Source organism: Bordetella genomosp. 10 (genome assembly GCF_002261225.1).
Classification (GTDB): domain Bacteria; phylum Pseudomonadota; class Gammaproteobacteria; order Burkholderiales; family Burkholderiaceae_B; genus Bordetella_C.
Map to the genome: position 1 here is coordinate 2,057,417 of NZ_NEVM01000001.1, position 14,940 is coordinate 2,072,356.

At 67.3% G+C, this 14,940-nt stretch carries 14 protein-coding genes; 8 read left to right on the top strand and 6 right to left on the bottom strand.

Annotated elements, in window-relative coordinates:
• Positions 1-30: 30 nt before the first annotated feature.
• Positions 31-840: a class II aldolase/adducin family protein gene (locus CAL29_RS08975; protein WP_094852525.1), complete on the top strand. Its 810-nt coding sequence runs from the start codon at positions 31-33 to the stop codon at positions 838-840.
• Between the two features lie 68 nt (positions 841-908).
• On the top strand, positions 909-1,142 hold the full coding sequence (locus tag CAL29_RS08980) for a DUF3820 family protein (RefSeq protein ID WP_094852526.1): 234 nt from the start codon (positions 909-911) through the stop codon (positions 1,140-1,142).
• Between the two features lie 51 nt (positions 1,143-1,193).
• On the opposite strand, the gene CAL29_RS08985 is transcribed toward CAL29_RS08980, so the two are convergent.
• Positions 1,194-2,105 carry a LysR family transcriptional regulator gene (locus tag CAL29_RS08985; RefSeq protein ID WP_094852527.1) on the bottom strand — a complete coding sequence of 304 codons (912 nt, stop codon included), beginning with the start codon at positions 2,103-2,105 and terminating at the stop codon, positions 1,194-1,196.
• A gap of 134 nt (positions 2,106-2,239) precedes the next feature.
• Between CAL29_RS08985 and CAL29_RS08990 the strand changes: the two genes are divergently transcribed.
• Positions 2,240-3,622: an MmgE/PrpD family protein gene (locus CAL29_RS08990; protein ID WP_094852528.1), complete on the top strand. Its 1,383-nt coding sequence runs from the start codon at positions 2,240-2,242 to the stop codon at positions 3,620-3,622.
• Positions 3,623-3,692: 70 nt separating this feature from the next.
• Here CAL29_RS08990 and CAL29_RS31980 read toward each other — a convergent pair whose 3' ends face one another.
• Positions 3,693-3,860 (bottom strand): hypothetical protein, encoded by a 168-nt coding sequence (locus CAL29_RS31980; RefSeq protein WP_179283848.1) that lies wholly within the window; start codon positions 3,858-3,860, stop codon positions 3,693-3,695.
• A 19-nt stretch (positions 3,861-3,879) separates the two neighbouring features.
• Between CAL29_RS31980 and CAL29_RS08995 the strand changes: the two genes are divergently transcribed.
• Entirely contained in the window at positions 3,880-4,845 is a 966-nt protein-coding gene (locus CAL29_RS08995) for a Bug family tripartite tricarboxylate transporter substrate binding protein (RefSeq protein WP_256977272.1), read from the top strand.
• Here CAL29_RS08995 and CAL29_RS09000 read toward each other — a convergent pair.
• A complete protein-coding gene (locus CAL29_RS09000) occupies positions 4,842-5,771 on the bottom strand; it encodes a LysR family transcriptional regulator (RefSeq protein ID WP_094852530.1) in 930 nt (309 codons plus the stop codon). The two genes, CAL29_RS08995 and CAL29_RS09000, sit on opposite strands and share 4 nt — an antisense overlap.
• A gap of 163 nt (positions 5,772-5,934) precedes the next feature.
• Between CAL29_RS09000 and CAL29_RS09005 the strand changes: the two genes are divergently transcribed.
• A complete protein-coding gene (locus tag CAL29_RS09005) occupies positions 5,935-7,278 on the top strand; it encodes a YbfB/YjiJ family MFS transporter (protein WP_094852812.1) in 1,344 nt (447 codons plus the stop codon).
• Positions 7,279-7,286: 8 nt separating this feature from the next.
• On the opposite strand, the gene CAL29_RS09010 is transcribed toward CAL29_RS09005, so the two are convergent.
• From CAL29_RS09010 to ompA, 3 genes are all read right to left on the bottom strand, one after another.
• Positions 7,287-7,961 (bottom strand): HAD-IA family hydrolase, encoded by a 675-nt coding sequence (locus CAL29_RS09010; protein WP_094852531.1) that lies wholly within the window; start codon positions 7,959-7,961, stop codon positions 7,287-7,289.
• Positions 7,958-8,674 carry a bifunctional 2-polyprenyl-6-hydroxyphenol methylase/3-demethylubiquinol 3-O-methyltransferase UbiG gene (ubiG, locus tag CAL29_RS09015; protein WP_094852532.1) on the bottom strand — a complete coding sequence of 239 codons (717 nt, stop codon included), beginning with the start codon at positions 8,672-8,674 and terminating at the stop codon, positions 7,958-7,960. Before ubiG ends, CAL29_RS09010 begins: the two co-directional genes overlap by 4 nt.
• Positions 8,675-8,829: 155 nt before the next feature.
• Positions 8,830-9,417: an outer membrane protein OmpA gene (gene ompA / locus CAL29_RS09020; RefSeq protein ID WP_094852533.1), complete on the bottom strand. Its 588-nt coding sequence runs from the start codon at positions 9,415-9,417 to the stop codon at positions 8,830-8,832.
• Between the two features lie 605 nt (positions 9,418-10,022).
• Here ompA and gyrA point away from each other — a divergent pair.
• Genes gyrA through pheA form a run of 3 tightly spaced genes read left to right on the top strand, consistent with a single transcriptional unit; the run spans position 10,023 to position 14,921 of the window.
• Positions 10,023-12,713, top strand: a complete 2,691-nt coding sequence (gyrA, locus tag CAL29_RS09025; protein ID WP_179283950.1) for a DNA gyrase subunit A — start codon at positions 10,023-10,025, stop codon at positions 12,711-12,713.
• A complete protein-coding gene (serC, locus tag CAL29_RS09030) occupies positions 12,710-13,843 on the top strand; it encodes a 3-phosphoserine/phosphohydroxythreonine transaminase (protein ID WP_094852534.1) in 1,134 nt (377 codons plus the stop codon). Before gyrA ends, serC begins: the two co-directional genes overlap by 4 nt.
• On the top strand, positions 13,836-14,921 hold the full coding sequence (gene pheA, locus CAL29_RS09035; protein ID WP_094852535.1) for a prephenate dehydratase: 1,086 nt from the start codon (positions 13,836-13,838) through the stop codon (positions 14,919-14,921). Before serC ends, pheA begins: the two co-directional genes overlap by 8 nt.
• Positions 14,922-14,940: the final 19 nt, after the last annotated feature.

Here is a 14,940-nt window from a genome sequence, read left to right on the forward strand (position 1 = left end):
GCCCCGGAAACAACGACAAGGAGAATCGAATTGAACAGTGCGCAACCCAAGACCGTTTATCGCCCTCGCCAGGAAGGGCTGTATTTTCCCAAGTATCCGGAGCACGCCTCCGTCGAGGCCGAACGGCGCCACCGCAAGGAGCGCCTGGCGGCCGTATGCCGCGTGTTCGCCCGCTATGGCTATGAGTACGGTTTCGCCGGCCACGTCACCGTGCGCGATCCGGAGCATCCGCAGTTGTACTGGACCAATCCCTTCGCCATGGATTTCGGCCGGGTGCGTGTGTCGGACCTGCTGCTGGTCGACCACGAAGGCACGGTCCTGGAAGGAAGCTGGGCGGTCAATCGCGCGGGCTTCGTGCTGCATGCGGCGATTCACGAAGCCAATCCGCATCTGGTGGCGTCGTGCCACGCGCACACCACGCATGGCATGGCGTGGGCCGCGCTGGGCCGCCCGCTGGATCCCATTACCCAGACGGCGGCCTGCTTCTTCGAGGACCAGGCCCTCATCACCGAAGAGGCCGGCGCGGTGGTCGTCGAGCGGAGCGCGGGGCAGGCCGTGGCCCAGGCCTTCGGCAACAGCAAGATCGCCATCCACCAGAACCACGGCCTGTTCTCGGCCGGCCGGGAAAGCGTGGAAGAGGCCGCCTGGTGGTTCATCGCCGCCGAACGCGCCTGCGAGATCCAGTTGAAGGCGGAGGCCACCGGTTCCCCCGTGCGTTCGATGAACGAAGCCGCCGCGCGCCATTCGGCGCAACACCTGGGCACGCCCTTCATGGCGTGGCTGCATTTCCAGCCCATCTACGACGCCGTCACGCGCTCCGATCCCGATCTGTTCGATTGAGCGCGGCGGCCGGCCAGGCGCGGTGGCGGGGGGCATAAAATGGATGTGCCCTCGTTCGACACATCGCCATGAACCCCGAAGATCTCAAGCTTCTCGTCACCTGGACCATGCCGTTCGGCAAGTACAAGGGCCGCCTGCTGGCGGACCTGCCCGGCCATTACCTGACGTGGTTCGCGCGCGAGGGGTTTCCGCCGGGGCAACTGGGGCAGTTGCTGGCGCTCATGCATGAGCTGGACCACAACGGCCTCAAGCCCTTGCTGGATCCCTTGCGGGAAGGCGGGGCGCCCAAGCGCAAGGAATGACGTCAACCGGCCGGCTCCGCGCGGTGCCGCGTTGAAGGTGGCCCGGCGCGCTCAGGCCTCCTTCGGCGCCATGGCTCGCATCCCGGCTTCGATCAATGCCTGGAATTCGTCGGCCAGCGCCATGGGCGCGGCGTTTTCCGGCCGCATGCAGGCGTATTGCGATTGCAGCCGTTCCTCCAGGGACCGTTGCACGATCCGTGCGTCTCCCTGCGGCGCCAGCGTCCACGCCGATACCAGGCCGATGCCCGTGCCCTCGGCCGCCAGGGCGCACACCAGGGGCGACGTCGGCGTCTCCGCGACCACGTCCGGGACGATGCCCTGGCGATTGAATGCGTCGTCGATCTGGTAGCGCAGATAGCTTTGCGGGGAGGGCAGCACCAGCCGCTCGCCGGCCAGGTCGCGCAACGTAATCCTGTCATGCCCGGCGAGCCTGTGCCGCGCCGGCAACACCGCGACGATGCGGCAGGCCGGCAGGGGCCGGACGCTCACCCCCGACCTGGACATCGGCAGTTCGACCACCCCGATATCGAACTGCCGGGTCGCCACCAGTTCGGCGATCTGGGTCGACGGCAGGGTCTGCACGAAGACGCGGACCTTGGGGCGCGTTTGCAGGAAGGTCGCGATCACCTTCGGAATGAACCACGCCGAAAGCGCGGGCAGGGTCGCCACGCGCAGCGCGCCCGCGCGGTGATGGCCGATGTCGTAGGCCACCTGCGTGATCCGGTCGATGCCGACGTACAGATGCTCCACTTCCCGATACAGGGCCTCCGCCTCCGCCGTCGGCACGAGCCTGCGCCCCTTGCGCTGGAACAGCGCGTAGCCCAGCCGTAGTTCCAGCAGCGCGATCGTGCGGCTGACGCCGGGCTGCGTCACGTTCAGCAGCCTGGCCGCGCCCACCACGCTGCCGGAGATCATGACCGCCCGGAAGGCCTCGATGTGGCGCATGTTCATTTCGATTTTCATCTATACCTCAAAGGCATATGCAGGCGCCGATTCTTGATTATCGGGCGGCGCGGGGCATGGCTATCATCCATGAAAACCGCTTGATCCAGGGAAATAAACCGGGCGGTGTCCATTCATGATGCCGATGAAAAAACATGCTGCCAAGTAATGATTGCTCCCCGGAACGCGTAGCCACGGCGCCGGATGCCGGCATGGCGCTGCGCCTCGGTCGCTACGTCGCGGCGCTGGACCCGCGCGGGATCGATGCTTCAACCCGGGAAACGGTGTGGCGCTGCATCCTGGATGCGCTGGCCAGCGCGGGCGCGGCGCTGGACGTGCCCGCCGTCACGGCGGCGCGCCAGGCCGCGCGGGCGCTGCATGGGGAAGGGCGCGCGCCCGTGTGGTTCACGGGCCGGACCGCGGCCACGGCGGCGGCGCTGTTCACCAATAGCGCCGCCGTGGCCGCCCTCGATCTGGATGACGGCCATCGGCGGGCGCGGGGGCATCCCGGGGCGGCGGTCATTCCCGCCGTCCTCGCCTCCATGCACGATCGTCCCGGCCGCACGGTCGCGGACCTGATCGCGGCGGTGGTGGCGGGATACGAAGTGGGTATCCGCATGGCCATGGCCCGGCCCGCCTATGCGCCTTCCGGCGCGTGGTCGGGCTACGCCGTGGTGGCGGCGGCGGGAAAAATGCTGGGCCTGGCGGCCGAGGTCATCGCGCATGCCCTGGCGATCGCCGCCCAGACCGCCCCTGCCTTGCCCGCCCTGGCCGGCATCGCCGGCTCCGACGTCAAGGAAGGCATCCCCGCCGGCGCCGCCGCCGGATGGGCCGCGCTCCAACTGGCCATGGCCGGGTACACCGGGCCGGTCGCCGTGCTGGACGACGAGCGCTTGTTCGACCGGGAGGTCCTGCTGCGCGGCCTCGGGGAAGCGCCCCTGATCGACGGCGTCTACTTCAAGCCGTTCGGATGCTGCCGCCATATTCACGCGCCGCTGGAGGGATGGCTCCATTTGCAGGCCGCCCATGGCCTGGACGCGCGCGACGTCGCGGGGATGCAGGTGCGCACCTATCGCGCCACCTTCAATCTGGCCTGTCGTCCGGCGCCCGCTACGCTGGTGGAGGCGCAGTACAGCGTTCCGTATTGCCTGGCCTTGTGCGCGTTGCATGGCAGCGACGCCTTGTTGCCGCTGGAGACGCGTCATCTCGGGGACGAGGCGGTGCATCGCCTGGCGGCGCGGATCGAGGTGATGCACGACCCCGGCATCGAGCCGCTGTTTCCGGCCCGTTCCCCGGCCTGCCTCGTCGTCACGCTCGCCGACGGCCGGCGCTTGTCGTCGCCGCTGATGGATCCACGGGGCGACCCGCACACGCCGCTGGGATGGGCGGACCTGGAGCGCAAGTTCGGCGTCGCCACTCGGCGGCTGCTGTCGCGCGCGCGGCAGCAGGCGGTGCTCGATGCCATGGCGGAGCTGCGGCAGGACGACAGCGCGCCGTTGCTGCGTGTATTGGGCTCGGCCGGACAGGCATCGCCGTGATCGAAGCCACTGATGACACGAATCACGGACTGAACGGATCGCGGACCGCACAGATCACGGACGACAAGAATCACGGACAACACGAATCCGAATAACTCGCCAACAACGTTGCAAGGGGTAGACATATGGACATCAGGACCAGGACCAGGACCAGGACCAGGACCAGGACCAGGACCAGGACCAGGACCAGGACCAGGACCAGGACCAGGACCAGGACCAGGACCAGGACCAGGAACATCGACTTTCGCCGGCGCACGGTGCTGCGCGCCGCCGTCCTGCTCGGCGCGCTGGCCGCGGCCAGGACCGGCGTGGCCGGGGATTTTCCCGTCAAGCCCATCCGGCTCATCGTGCCGGCGCCGCCCGGCGGCGGCACGGACGCCATGGCGCGGCTGGTGGCCAATGCGCTGGCCGAATCCGTCAAATGGAACGTCATCGCCGAAAACCGCCCCGGCGGCGGGGGCAACATCGGGTTCGACCAGGCTTTTCGCTCGCCGCCAGATGGCTACACGCTGGCCCTGGGCGAGTCCAGCAACATGATCGTCAACGAGTTCCTCTATCAACGAATCCCCTACGACATCGAGAAGGACATGCAGCCCATCGCGCTGCTGGCCAAGGTGCCGCTGGTGTTGATCGTCGCCGCCGGCGGGCCGTACACCAGCGTCGAAAAGCTCGTGGCCGCGAGCCGGAAAAGAACGATTTCGTTCGCTTCCTCCGGCAACGGCACCCTGGCGCATCTGGTCGGCGAGCTGTGGAAAAGCAAGGCCGGCCTCGACATGCTGCACGTCCCTTACCGCGGCGCGGCGCCCGCATTGACGGACCTGATCGGCGGCCAGGTCGACATGTTCTTTGCCTCGGTGCCGGTGGCGTTGCCGATGATACAGGGCGGCAAGGTGCGCGCCCTGGCGGTGACGGCGCCCGCGCGCCTGAGCACGCTCAAGGATGTGCCGACCATGGCGCAAGCCGGCTACGCGGGCATGGACGCGAGCGTCGTATTCGGCCTGGTCGGGCCGGCCGGCATCCCCGACGGCGTCGCCGGCGAGATCAATGCCCAGGTGAACAAGGCGATGCAAAGCCCCGCGGCGACGAAGCAGCTCCTGGTCATGGGCGTGGACCGCGCGCCCGGCACGTTCGGCGGCGATCCCGGCTCCTTTGCGGCCTTGCTGCGCGAAGAACGCGCCAAATGGGCGCCCGTCGTCAAGGCTTCGGGCGCCAAGGTGGACTAGCGCGCCGGCAGCGCGCGAGGCTGAACGCGCGCCGACTTGGCGGCCCGCGGCGCGGGCCGCTTGTGCAGCACGCGCAGGATGTCCAGGAAGGCCGTCAACGCGCTGGAGACATAGGCGTCCTGGCGCCGCACGAACAGCGTCTCCACCCTGGCCTGTTGCGCGGGCAGCCGGTGCAGGCTGACGCGTCCCGCCTTGGCGGCCTCCGCCACCACGCCGCGCGGCAGCATCGTCACGCCCACGCCGGCCGACACGCAGCTCACGATCGTGTCGAGCGATCCGAATTCCAGCGGCTGCGTCGCCACGATGCCTCTTTCCGCGAGAAACGCTTCCAGCCGCTGGCGGTAGGAACAGCCCGCCTGGAATACGATGGTCCGCAGTTCGGACAGGCCGGGCAGGTCTTTCAGGGACTTCAACGCCGGGCAGGCGACCAGGACCAGTTCCTCGATGAAGACCGGCGTCGCGTGCAGGCCGGGATGGTGGACCGGGCCGGCGACGAAGGCGCCGTCGTAGCGGTAGTCGATGACGTCCTGCACGAGCTGCGCGGTGGTGGCCGTGCTCATGACCAAGCGCACGTCGGGATAGGCGCGGGCGTAGGCCGTCAAGGCGGGCGACAGGCGCAGGGCGGTGGTCGTCTCCAGCGCGCCCAGCGTCAGGGCGCCTTGCGGCCGGCCGTCGTCGCGCGCCGCCATGCCGGCTTCCGCCAGCAGCCGGGCGATGCGTCCCGCGTAGGGCAGCACGCGCTGGCCGGCCGGCGTCATGGCCACGCCGCGCGCATGCCGCTGGAACAAGGGCAGCCCCAATTCGTCCTCCAGGGCGCGGATTCTCGCGGTGACGTTGGACTGGACGGTGTGCAGCTCGGCCGCGGCCTTGTTCATGCTGCCGTGCCGCGCGACGGCTTCGAACGTTCTGAGGTCGGCTAGATCCATGGTGTCGTGACTCGCATAACGGGGTTCGTCCGCTACCTTAACGCGCGGAAGGGTTCTTGGTACATATCAAGAATACAGATAGCCACGATCCAATATATTCGCTTCTTCAGATAAATGATGGCGCGTAAGCTGCACTTATCTGAATGCGAGAAGGATGTTGCCCATGGATGGGTCGACGACATCGAGCCCGGCGAGGGCGGGACACGAGGAAGCGGGGCGCGACGGGACGGCACGCAACGGGGCTGCGCGCAATGGAGCAGCGCAGAACGAAGCAGCCCGGAACGAAGTTGGGCGCGGCGAGGCCAGGCACCCCGCCGCGCCAAGCGTCGCCTGGGGCATCGTCAGCGGCTTCAGCGCCAGCCTGGTCGGCATCGGTCTGGCGCGCTTCGCCTATACGCCCTTGCTGCCGGCCATCGTCGACGCGCACTGGTTCGCGCCGTCGGTGGCCGCGTACCTGGGCGCGGCCAATTTGGCGGGCTATCTGGCCGGCGCCCTGGCGGGCCGGCCCCTGGCGGCCCGCGCGTCGAACGCCGTCGTCCTGCGCGCCATGATGGCGCTGGCGTCCGCCGCTTTCTTCGCCTGCGCCTATCCGGTGTCCTTCGCCTGGTTCTTCGCGTGGCGCTTTCTCGCCGGCCTGGCGGGCGGCGCTCTCATGGTGCTGGCCGCGCCCGCCGTGCTGCCGTTGGCGCCACCCTCACGGCGCGGGCTGGCGGGCGGGATCATCTTCACGGGCGTGGGGGTGGGCATCGCGCTGTCCGGCACGCTGGTGCCGCTGTGGCTGCGGCACGGGCTGGGCGCGACGTGGCTGGGCCTGGGCGGCTTGTCCCTGTTGCTGACGGCGATCGCCTGGAAGGGCTGGCCGGCGGGCGACACCCGTCCGGCCGGGCCGGCGGCGCCGGTCCATCGCCACGCCCCGGCGCCGCCGGGACGGACCTTGCGCGCCCTGTATGCCGAGTACGCGCTGAATGCCGCCGGCTGGGTGCCGCACATGATCTTTCTGGTCGACTTCGTCGCGCACGGCCTGGGCAAGGGCTTGCAGGCGGGCGCGGCGTACTGGGTGCTGTTCGGCATCGGCGCGACGGTGGGACCGGTATTGGCGGGACTGCTCGCCGACAAGGTGGGATTCGCCTGGGCCTTGCGCCTGGCCTTCGTGCTGGAGACGTTCGCGGTGCTCGCGCCCGCCCTGGGCTGGGGCGAAGCTTGGCTGGTTGCCTCCAGCGTGGTGGTGGGGGCCTTCGTCACCGGCACCGTTCCACTGGTCCTGGGGCGCGTGCATGAACTGCTGGCGCATCATCCCGCGCGGCAAGGGCCGGCCTGGCGGACGGCGACGGTGGGCTTCGCGCTCTTCCAGGCCGTGGCCGCGTATGGGCTTTCCTTCCTCTTTTCCAGCAACGGCCACGACTACGCGCAGTTGTTCTATCTCGGCGCCGCCGCCATGGCGCTGGCCTTGCTGATCGACCTCACGGTGGCCGTGGGCGCACGCGGCGAAACGCGCCGCGCGGCTTGAAGATACTTCTAGTTCGCCACGCCGGGCAGCACGCCCGCGATGGCCGCCCACAGCTCCCGCGGGTGGTCGGCCATTGCGTCGGCTTCCCACAGCGTGACGTCTTCGTCCCCGCCCAGATAACCGTAGGCGGCGGCGATGGCGGGCATGCCGGCGGCGTGCGCGGCCTGCACGTCGCGCAGGTCGTCGCCGACGTAGACGCAGCGGTCCGGCGTGTAGCCGGCGGTCTTGGCGGCGTGCAGCAGGGGATCGGGGTAGGGCTTGGCGCGGCCGACGGTATCGCCGCAGACCAGCACGGCCATGGATTGCGCCAGCCCCAGGTGGACCACCACCGGTTCGGCCAGATAGGTCACCTTGTTGGTGACGATGCCCCAGGCGTGGCCGCGCGCCTCGATGTCGCGCAGCAATTCCGCGATGCCGGGAAACAGTTGGCTGTGCACGGTCGAACTGGCGGCGTAGTCCGCCAGGAACTGGGTCCGCGTCGCCTCGAATTCGGGATGGTCCGGCAACATGCCCAAGGCCACGCGCAGCAGGCCGCGCGCGCCCTGCGAGGCCACGGGGCGCAGGATCTCGAAGGGCATCGGTTCCAGCCCGCGCCGGGTGCGTTGCAGATTGGCCGCGGCCGCCAGGTCGGGCGCCGTGTCGGCCAGCGTGCCGTCGAAGTCGAAAAGAATCAGCGCCTTCATTTGCGGGTCGCCATCAGGTAGTTGACCGAGGTGTCGCCGGACAGCCCGTAGGCCTTGGTGAACGGGTTGTATTGCATCCCGGACATGCGCACGGCGGTCAGGCCGGACTGCCGCACCGCCGCCGCCAGCTCGCTGGGCTTGATGAAACTTTCATAGCTGTGCGTCCCGCGCGGCAGCAGCCGCAGGACGTGCTCGGCGCCGACGATGGCGTAGAGGAAGGACTTGGGATTGCGGTTCAATGTGGAAAAAAATACCCAACCGCCGGGTTTGGCCAGCTCGGCGCAGGCGCGCACGATGGACGCCGGATCCGGCACGTGTTCCAGCATTTCCATGCAGGTCACGACGTCGTAACGCTCGGGCTGTTCGCGCGCCAGATCTTCCACCGGCACGGCGCGGTACTCCACCTTCACGCCGGACTCCAGCCCGTGCAATCGCGCCACTTTCAGCGATTTTTCAGCAAGATCGATGCCGGTTACCGTCGCGCCGGCAGCCGCCATGCTTTCGGCCAGGATGCCGCCGCCGCAGCCCACATCGAGCACCTGCTTGCCGGCCAGGCTGCCGGCGATCTCCTGGATCCAGCCCAGGCGCAGGGGATTGATGGCGTGCAGCGGCGCGAATTCGCTGTCCGGATCCCACCAGCGCGCCGCCAGGGCGCTGAATTTGGCCAATTCGGCCTGGTCGACATTCACGTGGGATTCAGTAGAGGTGCTCATCGCTATCCGGAAAAGAAATCTGCCGCCAATTATATAGAGCGAGGCCGCCGGCATCCCGCTTCCGGCAAGGCCCGTGCCGAAGCGGGAATAAAAAAAGGCCCCGCGTATGCGAGGCCTTTGATTCGTAGCGACCGGCGCTACGGCGGTAATCGCAATTACTTGCGGGTACCGACGATTTCGATCTCCACGCGGCGGTTCTGAGCACGACCTTCCTTGGTCTTGTTCGTCGCCACGGGCTGGCTCTTGCCCTTGCCTTCCGTGTAGATACGGTTGGGATCGATGCCCTTGCTGACCAGGTACGACTTGACCGCGGCGGCGCGGCGCTCGGACAGCTTCTGGTTGTAGGCAACGGTACCGATCGAGTCGGTGTGGCCCACGGCAATGATGGTTTCCAGATCGATGCTGCGAGCTTGCGTAGCCACCTGATCCAGGAGCTGACGGCCTTCCGGCTTCAGCGTCGCCTTGTCGAAATCGAAGAAGGTGTCGGCGTTGAAAACAACCTTGCTCGCCATCGGGGTCGGAGCGGCCGGCTTGGCAGCTTGGGCGACCGGCACGCCATCACAACCGGGGATGCCGGTCGCGGGGGTCCAGAACGCATCGCGCCAGCACAGTTCGTTCGTGCCGTTCTTCCAGACGTCGCCGAAAGGATTGCGCCAGTTGTCCACGGTCTGGGCCGAGGCTGCACCGGAGGCCGTGACGGCGGCAAAGGCAAGCGCCAGAGCGAATTTGGAGGGTTTGTTCATGTTTCTCCTCGTTGAGCTTGAAGCTGGATAAGTGACTCGCAGCGAACCCCCGCCGCATATCAGGAAAACGGGGCCAGTATAGCAACGCCAAAAAACGACTTCAAAGGTATCGCGACTGGGTTTCCTGCGTGCTGGAAACAATCTTAAGGCATTTGTCGTGCACTGGCAGGCGCATTCATGCCCGAGACGGCCATTTCGCGGCCCAGGGCTGGCGCGATGTTGGTTTTAGGCAACAGGCGCAAGGGGGGAAACGATGGGCAGCGCACGGGTATTTCGTTACAGCCGGGGAGCCTGCAAGAGGGGGCGCAGTGTGACACGTCCGACAGGTTCGGGAAAGGGGGCGGCGCGGCCGCGTTGGCGTTCATGCAACGAAGACGGGCAGGACGGCGGGGTGGCGGCCGTTCCGCCGCCCGGCGAATACGCCGGAATAGGGGGCACGGATAGGGAGCACGGAGAAGGCCCCGGATACGAGCCATGGATAAGGTCAAGAATAGGACCACATCGGAACCATATAGGGGCCATTTGGCGGAGTGATAGAATTTCCTGTTTGCCGCCCCTCGGGGCGCGCCCGCCTTTTACGCTTCCGTCCCTACGTACATATATATATGGATTCCTTCGCCAAGGAGACGCTTCCGGTATCGCTGGAAGAAGAGATGCGCCGTAGCTACCTCGATTACGCCATGAGCGTGATCGTGGGGCGGGCACTACCCGACGTACGCGATGGTCTGAAACCCGTGCATCGCCGGGTGCTGTTCGCGATGCATGAATTGAACAACGATTGGAACCGGGCTTACAAGAAGTCCGCCCGTATCGTTGGCGACGTCATCGGTAAATACCACCCGCACGGAGACCAGGCGGTCTACGACTCCATCGTCCGCATGGCGCAGGATTTTTCCCTGCGCTACATGCTGGTGGACGGGCAGGGCAACTTCGGCTCCATCGACGGCGACAACGCCGCCGCCATGCGCTACACCGAAATCCGCCTGGCCAAGATCGCCCACGAATTGCTGGCCGACATCGACCAGGAAACCGTCGATTTCGGGCCCAACTACGACGGCAGCGAAAAAGAACCGCTGCTGTTGCCGTCCCGCCTGCCCAACCTGCTGGTCAACGGCAGCTCGGGCATCGCGGTGGGCATGGCGACCAATATCCCGCCGCACAACCTGTCGGAAGTGGTCGACGGCTGCCTGTACTGCCTGCGCAATCCCGACTGCTCGGTGGACGAGCTGATCGAGCTGATCCCGGCGCCGGATTTCCCCACCGGCGGCATCATCTACGGCATGGCGGGCGTGCGCGAAGGCTATCGCACCGGCCGCGGCCGCGTGGTCATGCGCGCCAAGACCCACTTCGAGGACATGGAAAAGGGCAATCGCCAGGCCATCGTGGTCGACGCCATTCCCTTCCAGGTCAACAAGAAGTCGTTGCAGGAACGCATCGCCGAGCTGGTCAACGAGAAGAAGATCGAGGGCATTTCCGACATCCGCGACGAGTCGGACAAGGACGGCATGCGCCTGGTCATCGAGCTCAAGCGCGGCGAAGTGCCCGAGGTGGTGCTCAACAATCTGTACAAGAACACCCAGCTTCAGGACACCTTCGGGATGAACCTGGTGGCGCTGGTCGACGGCCAGCCGCGCCTGCTCAACCTGAAGCAGATGGTGGAGTATTTCCTGCAGCACCGGCGCGAGGTCGTGACCCGCCGCACGGTGTTCCAGTTGCGCAAGGCGCGCGAGCGCGGCCACGTGCTGGAAGGCCTGGCGGTGGCGCTGGCCAACATCGACGATTTCATCGAGATCATCAAGGCGGCGCCGACGCCGCCGGTGGCGCGCCAGGAGTTGATGGCGCGTTCCTGGGATTCCTCGCTGGTGCGTGAAATGCTCCAGCGGGCCGAGGGCGAGACGCCGGGGGGCATCGCCGCCTATCGTCCGGAAGACCTGTCGCCGTCGTACGGCATGCAGTCCGATGGCCTGTACCGCCTGAGCGATACCCAGGCGCAGGAAATCCTCAATATGCGCCTGCAACGCCTGACCGGGCTGGAGCAGGACAAGATCGTCGGCGAGTACAAGGATGTGATGGCGAACATCGCCGATCTGCTCGACATCCTCGCCAAACCTGAGCGTATCACCACGATCATCAGCGAAGAGTTGCAGGCCATCAAGGCCGAGTTCGGCACCGGCGCCAAGGACGAGCGCCGCTCGGAAATCGAGCTGAACGCGACCGAGCTGGACACCGAGGACCTGATCACCCCCACCGACATGGTGGTGACGCTGTCGCATGGCGGCTACATCAAGAGCCAGCCCTTGTCCGAGTACCGCTCGCAGAAGCGCGGCGGGCGCGGCAAGCAGGCCACGGCCATGAAGGACGACGACTGGATCGACCAGTTGTTCATCGCCAACACCCACGATTACCTGCTGTGCTTCTCCAACCGCGGCCGCGTGTACTGGCTGAAGGTCTGGGAAGTGCCGCAAGGCACGCGCAACTCGCGCGGCAAGCCCATCGTCAACATGTTCCCGCTGGCCGACGGCGAGAAGGTCAACGTGGTGCTGCCGGTGAAGGAGTTCAGCGACGATCACTACGTGTTCATGGCGACTTCGCGCGGTACGGTGAAGAAGACCCCGCTGTCGGACTTCTCCAATCCGCGCAAGGCGGGCATCATCGCGGTCGACCTGGACGAAGGCGACTTCCTGGTCGGCGCCGACCTGACCGACGGCAAGCATGACGTCATGATGTTCTCCGACGCCGGCAAGGCCGTGCGCTTCGACGAAAACGACGTGCGTCCGATGGGCCGCAACGCCCGCGGCGTGCGCGGCATGATGCTGGAGGACGGCCAGGCGGTGATCGCCATGCTGGTCGCCGGCGACGAAGCGCAGAGCGTGCTGACCGCCACCGAGAACGGCTACGGCAAGCGCACGCCGATTACCGAGTACACCCGCCATGGCCGCGGCACCAAGGGCATGATCGCCATCCAGACCAGCTCGCGCAACGGCAAGGTGGTGGGGGCGGTGCTGGTCAACACCAGCGACGAGATCATGCTGATCACCACGGGCGGCGTGCTGGTGCGCACCCGCGTTTCGGAAATCCGCGAAATGGGCCGCGCCACGCAGGGCGTGACGCTGATCAGCGTCGACGACGGCAGCCATCTGTCCGGCGTGCGGCGCGTGGTCGAGAGCGACGCCGACGTCGACGTGGAGGCGGAAGCCGATGCCGACGCGCCGGCGCCGGCGGCCGATGGCGCGCCCGGCAGTGCGGCGCCCGGCGACGTGCCGGACGCCGATCCTTCGGAGCCTACGGAAGAATGATAAGTCGTCCCTGGAATTTTTCGGCGGGACCTTCGGCGTTGCCGGAGGCGGTGTTGCGGCAGGCGGCCGAGGAAATGCTCGACTGGCACGGCAGCGGCATGTCTGTCATGGAAATGAGCCATCGCGGCAAGCAGTTCGTGCAGATCTGCGACGAGGCGGAAGCCGACCTGCGCGAACTCCTGGGCGCGCCTTCCGACTACGCCATCCTGTTCATGCAGGGCGGCGCGTCGGGCGAGAACGCCATCATCCCGATGAACCTGATCAACCGCCGCGGCAGCGGCAAGGCGGACTTCGTGCTGACCGGCCAATGGTCGGTGAAGTCGCACAAGGAAGCCGTGCGCTATGGCGACGTGGCCATCGCCGCCAGCAGCGGCAGCGAAACCACGCTGGACGGCCAGGCATTCAAGCCCTGGACCTGGGTGCCGGCGGTGGAGGACTGGCAGGTGCGCAAGGACGCGGCATACCTGCACTTCTGCAGCAACGAGACCATAGGCGGGGTCGAGTTCAACGACTGGCCCACGCCGGAAAGCCTGGGCGCGCCGGACGTGCCGCTGGTGGTCGACGCCTCCTCGCACTTCCTGTCGCGTCCCATGGACGTGACGCGCGCCGGCCTGGTCTTCGCCGGGGCGCAGAAGAACGCCGGGCCGGCCGGCGTCACCATCATGATGGTACGGCGCGACCTGATCGGCCACGCCCTGCCCATCTGCCCCTCGGCCTTCGACTACGTCAACGTCGCCGCCGAGCATTCGCGCTACAACACGCCGCCGACCTACGCGATCTATATCGCCGGCCTGGTCTTCAAGTGGATCAAGGCGCAGGGCGGGGTGGCGGCGCTGGAAAAGGCCAATATCGAGAAGGCCGATCTGCTCTACGGCTACCTGGACAGCACGTCCTTCTATCGCAATCCGGTCCACGCGCCCGTGCGTTCGCGCATGAACGTGCCTTTCATCCTGCACGACGAATCGCTCAACGACGCCTTCCTCAAGGGCGCCGAAGCGGCCGGCCTGCTGGCGCTGAAGGGCCACAAGAGCGTGGGCGGCATGCGCGCCTCCATCTACAACGCCGTGCCCTTGCAGGCGATCCAGGACCTGGTTGCCTACCTGCGCGATTTCGAGCAACGCCATGGATGAAGCCCTCGCCGCCAAGTTGAAGCCGCTGCGCGAACGCATCGATTCCCTCGACGCGCAGATCCTGGACCTGCTGACGCAGCGCGCGCGCGCGGCGCAGGAAGTGGGCGACGTCAAGCACGCCTTCCACGCGGACGGCCCGGTGCTGCGTCCCGACCGCGAGGCCGAAGTCATCCGGCGGCTGCAGGCGCTGAACCAGGGGCCCTTGCCCGGCTCGGCGATCTCCGCCCTGTGGACCGAAATCATTTCGGCCTGCCGGGGCCTGGAGCAGGGCCTGACCGTGGCCTTCCTCGGCCCGGAAGGCTCCTATTCGGAACAGGCGGCGATGGAGCAGTTCGGCCACGCGGTCAACAAGCTGGCGTGTCCGTCGTTCGACGAAGTATTCCGCGCGGTCGAGGCCGGGCAGGCCGACGTCGGCGTGGTGCCGGTGGAGAACTCCACCGAAGGCGCCGTCAACCGCACCCTGGACCTGCTGCTGAACACGCCCCTGAAGGTAATGGGCGAGCGCTCGCTGCTGATCCGCCACTGCCTGATGAGCCAGGGCGGCTCGCTGGACGGCGTGCGCACCATCATGGCCCATCCGCAGGCGCTGGCGCAGTGCCAGGGCTGGCTCAACCGCAATTGCCCGCAACTGGGGCGCGCCGCCGCGTCCAGCAATGCCGAGGCCGCGCGCGTGGCCTCGCAGGACCCCACCGTCGCCGCCATCGCCGGCGAGTCGGCGGCCGCCGCCTGGGGGCTGCGCATCGCCAGCGCCGGCATCCAGGACGACGCGCAGAACCGCACGCGCTTCCTGGTCATCGGCAATATCGCCACCCTGCCCACCGGCAAGGACAAGAGCAGCCTGATCCTGGCGGTGCCCAACCGCGCGGGCGCGGTGTACGACATGCTCGCGCCGCTGGCCGAGAACAAGGTGTCGATGACCCGCTTCGAATCGCGGCCGGCGCGCACCGGCCAGTGGGAATACTATTTCTACGTCGACGTGCTCGGCCACGCCGGCGAGCCCCACGTGGCGCGCGCCTTCGCGGCGTTGCAGGCGCAAGCGGCATTTTTCAAACTGCTCGGCTCCTATCCGGCGCAGTAGCTCTCCCTCCGGCACCGTC

Excerpts from the sequence above, each read along its gene's own strand:
- CAL29_RS08980 (WP_094852526.1), top strand. The coding sequence starts at position 909 with ATGAACCCCGAAGATCTCAAGCTTCTCGTCACCTGGACCATGCCGTTC.
- CAL29_RS08985 (WP_094852527.1), bottom strand. The coding sequence starts at position 2,105 with ATGAAAATCGAAATGAACATGCGCCACATCGAGGCCTTCCGGGCGGTC.
- CAL29_RS08990 (WP_094852528.1), top strand. The coding sequence starts at position 2,240 with ATGCTGCCAAGTAATGATTGCTCCCCGGAACGCGTAGCCACGGCGCCG.
- CAL29_RS31980 (WP_179283848.1), bottom strand. The coding sequence starts at position 3,860 with ATGTTCCTGGTCCTGGTCCTGGTCCTGGTCCTGGTCCTGGTCCTGGTC.
- CAL29_RS09000 (WP_094852530.1), bottom strand. The coding sequence starts at position 5,771 with ATGGATCTAGCCGACCTCAGAACGTTCGAAGCCGTCGCGCGGCACGGC.
- CAL29_RS09005 (WP_094852812.1), top strand. The coding sequence starts at position 5,935 with ATGGATGGGTCGACGACATCGAGCCCGGCGAGGGCGGGACACGAGGAA.
- CAL29_RS09010 (WP_094852531.1), bottom strand. The coding sequence starts at position 7,961 with ATGAAGGCGCTGATTCTTTTCGACTTCGACGGCACGCTGGCCGACACG.
- ubiG (WP_094852532.1), bottom strand. The coding sequence starts at position 8,674 with ATGAGCACCTCTACTGAATCCCACGTGAATGTCGACCAGGCCGAATTG.
- ompA (WP_094852533.1), bottom strand. The coding sequence starts at position 9,417 with ATGAACAAACCCTCCAAATTCGCTCTGGCGCTTGCCTTTGCCGCCGTC.
- gyrA (WP_179283950.1), top strand. The coding sequence starts at position 10,023 with ATGGATTCCTTCGCCAAGGAGACGCTTCCGGTATCGCTGGAAGAAGAG.
- serC (WP_094852534.1), top strand. The coding sequence starts at position 12,710 with ATGATAAGTCGTCCCTGGAATTTTTCGGCGGGACCTTCGGCGTTGCCG.
- pheA (WP_094852535.1), top strand. The coding sequence starts at position 13,836 with ATGGATGAAGCCCTCGCCGCCAAGTTGAAGCCGCTGCGCGAACGCATC.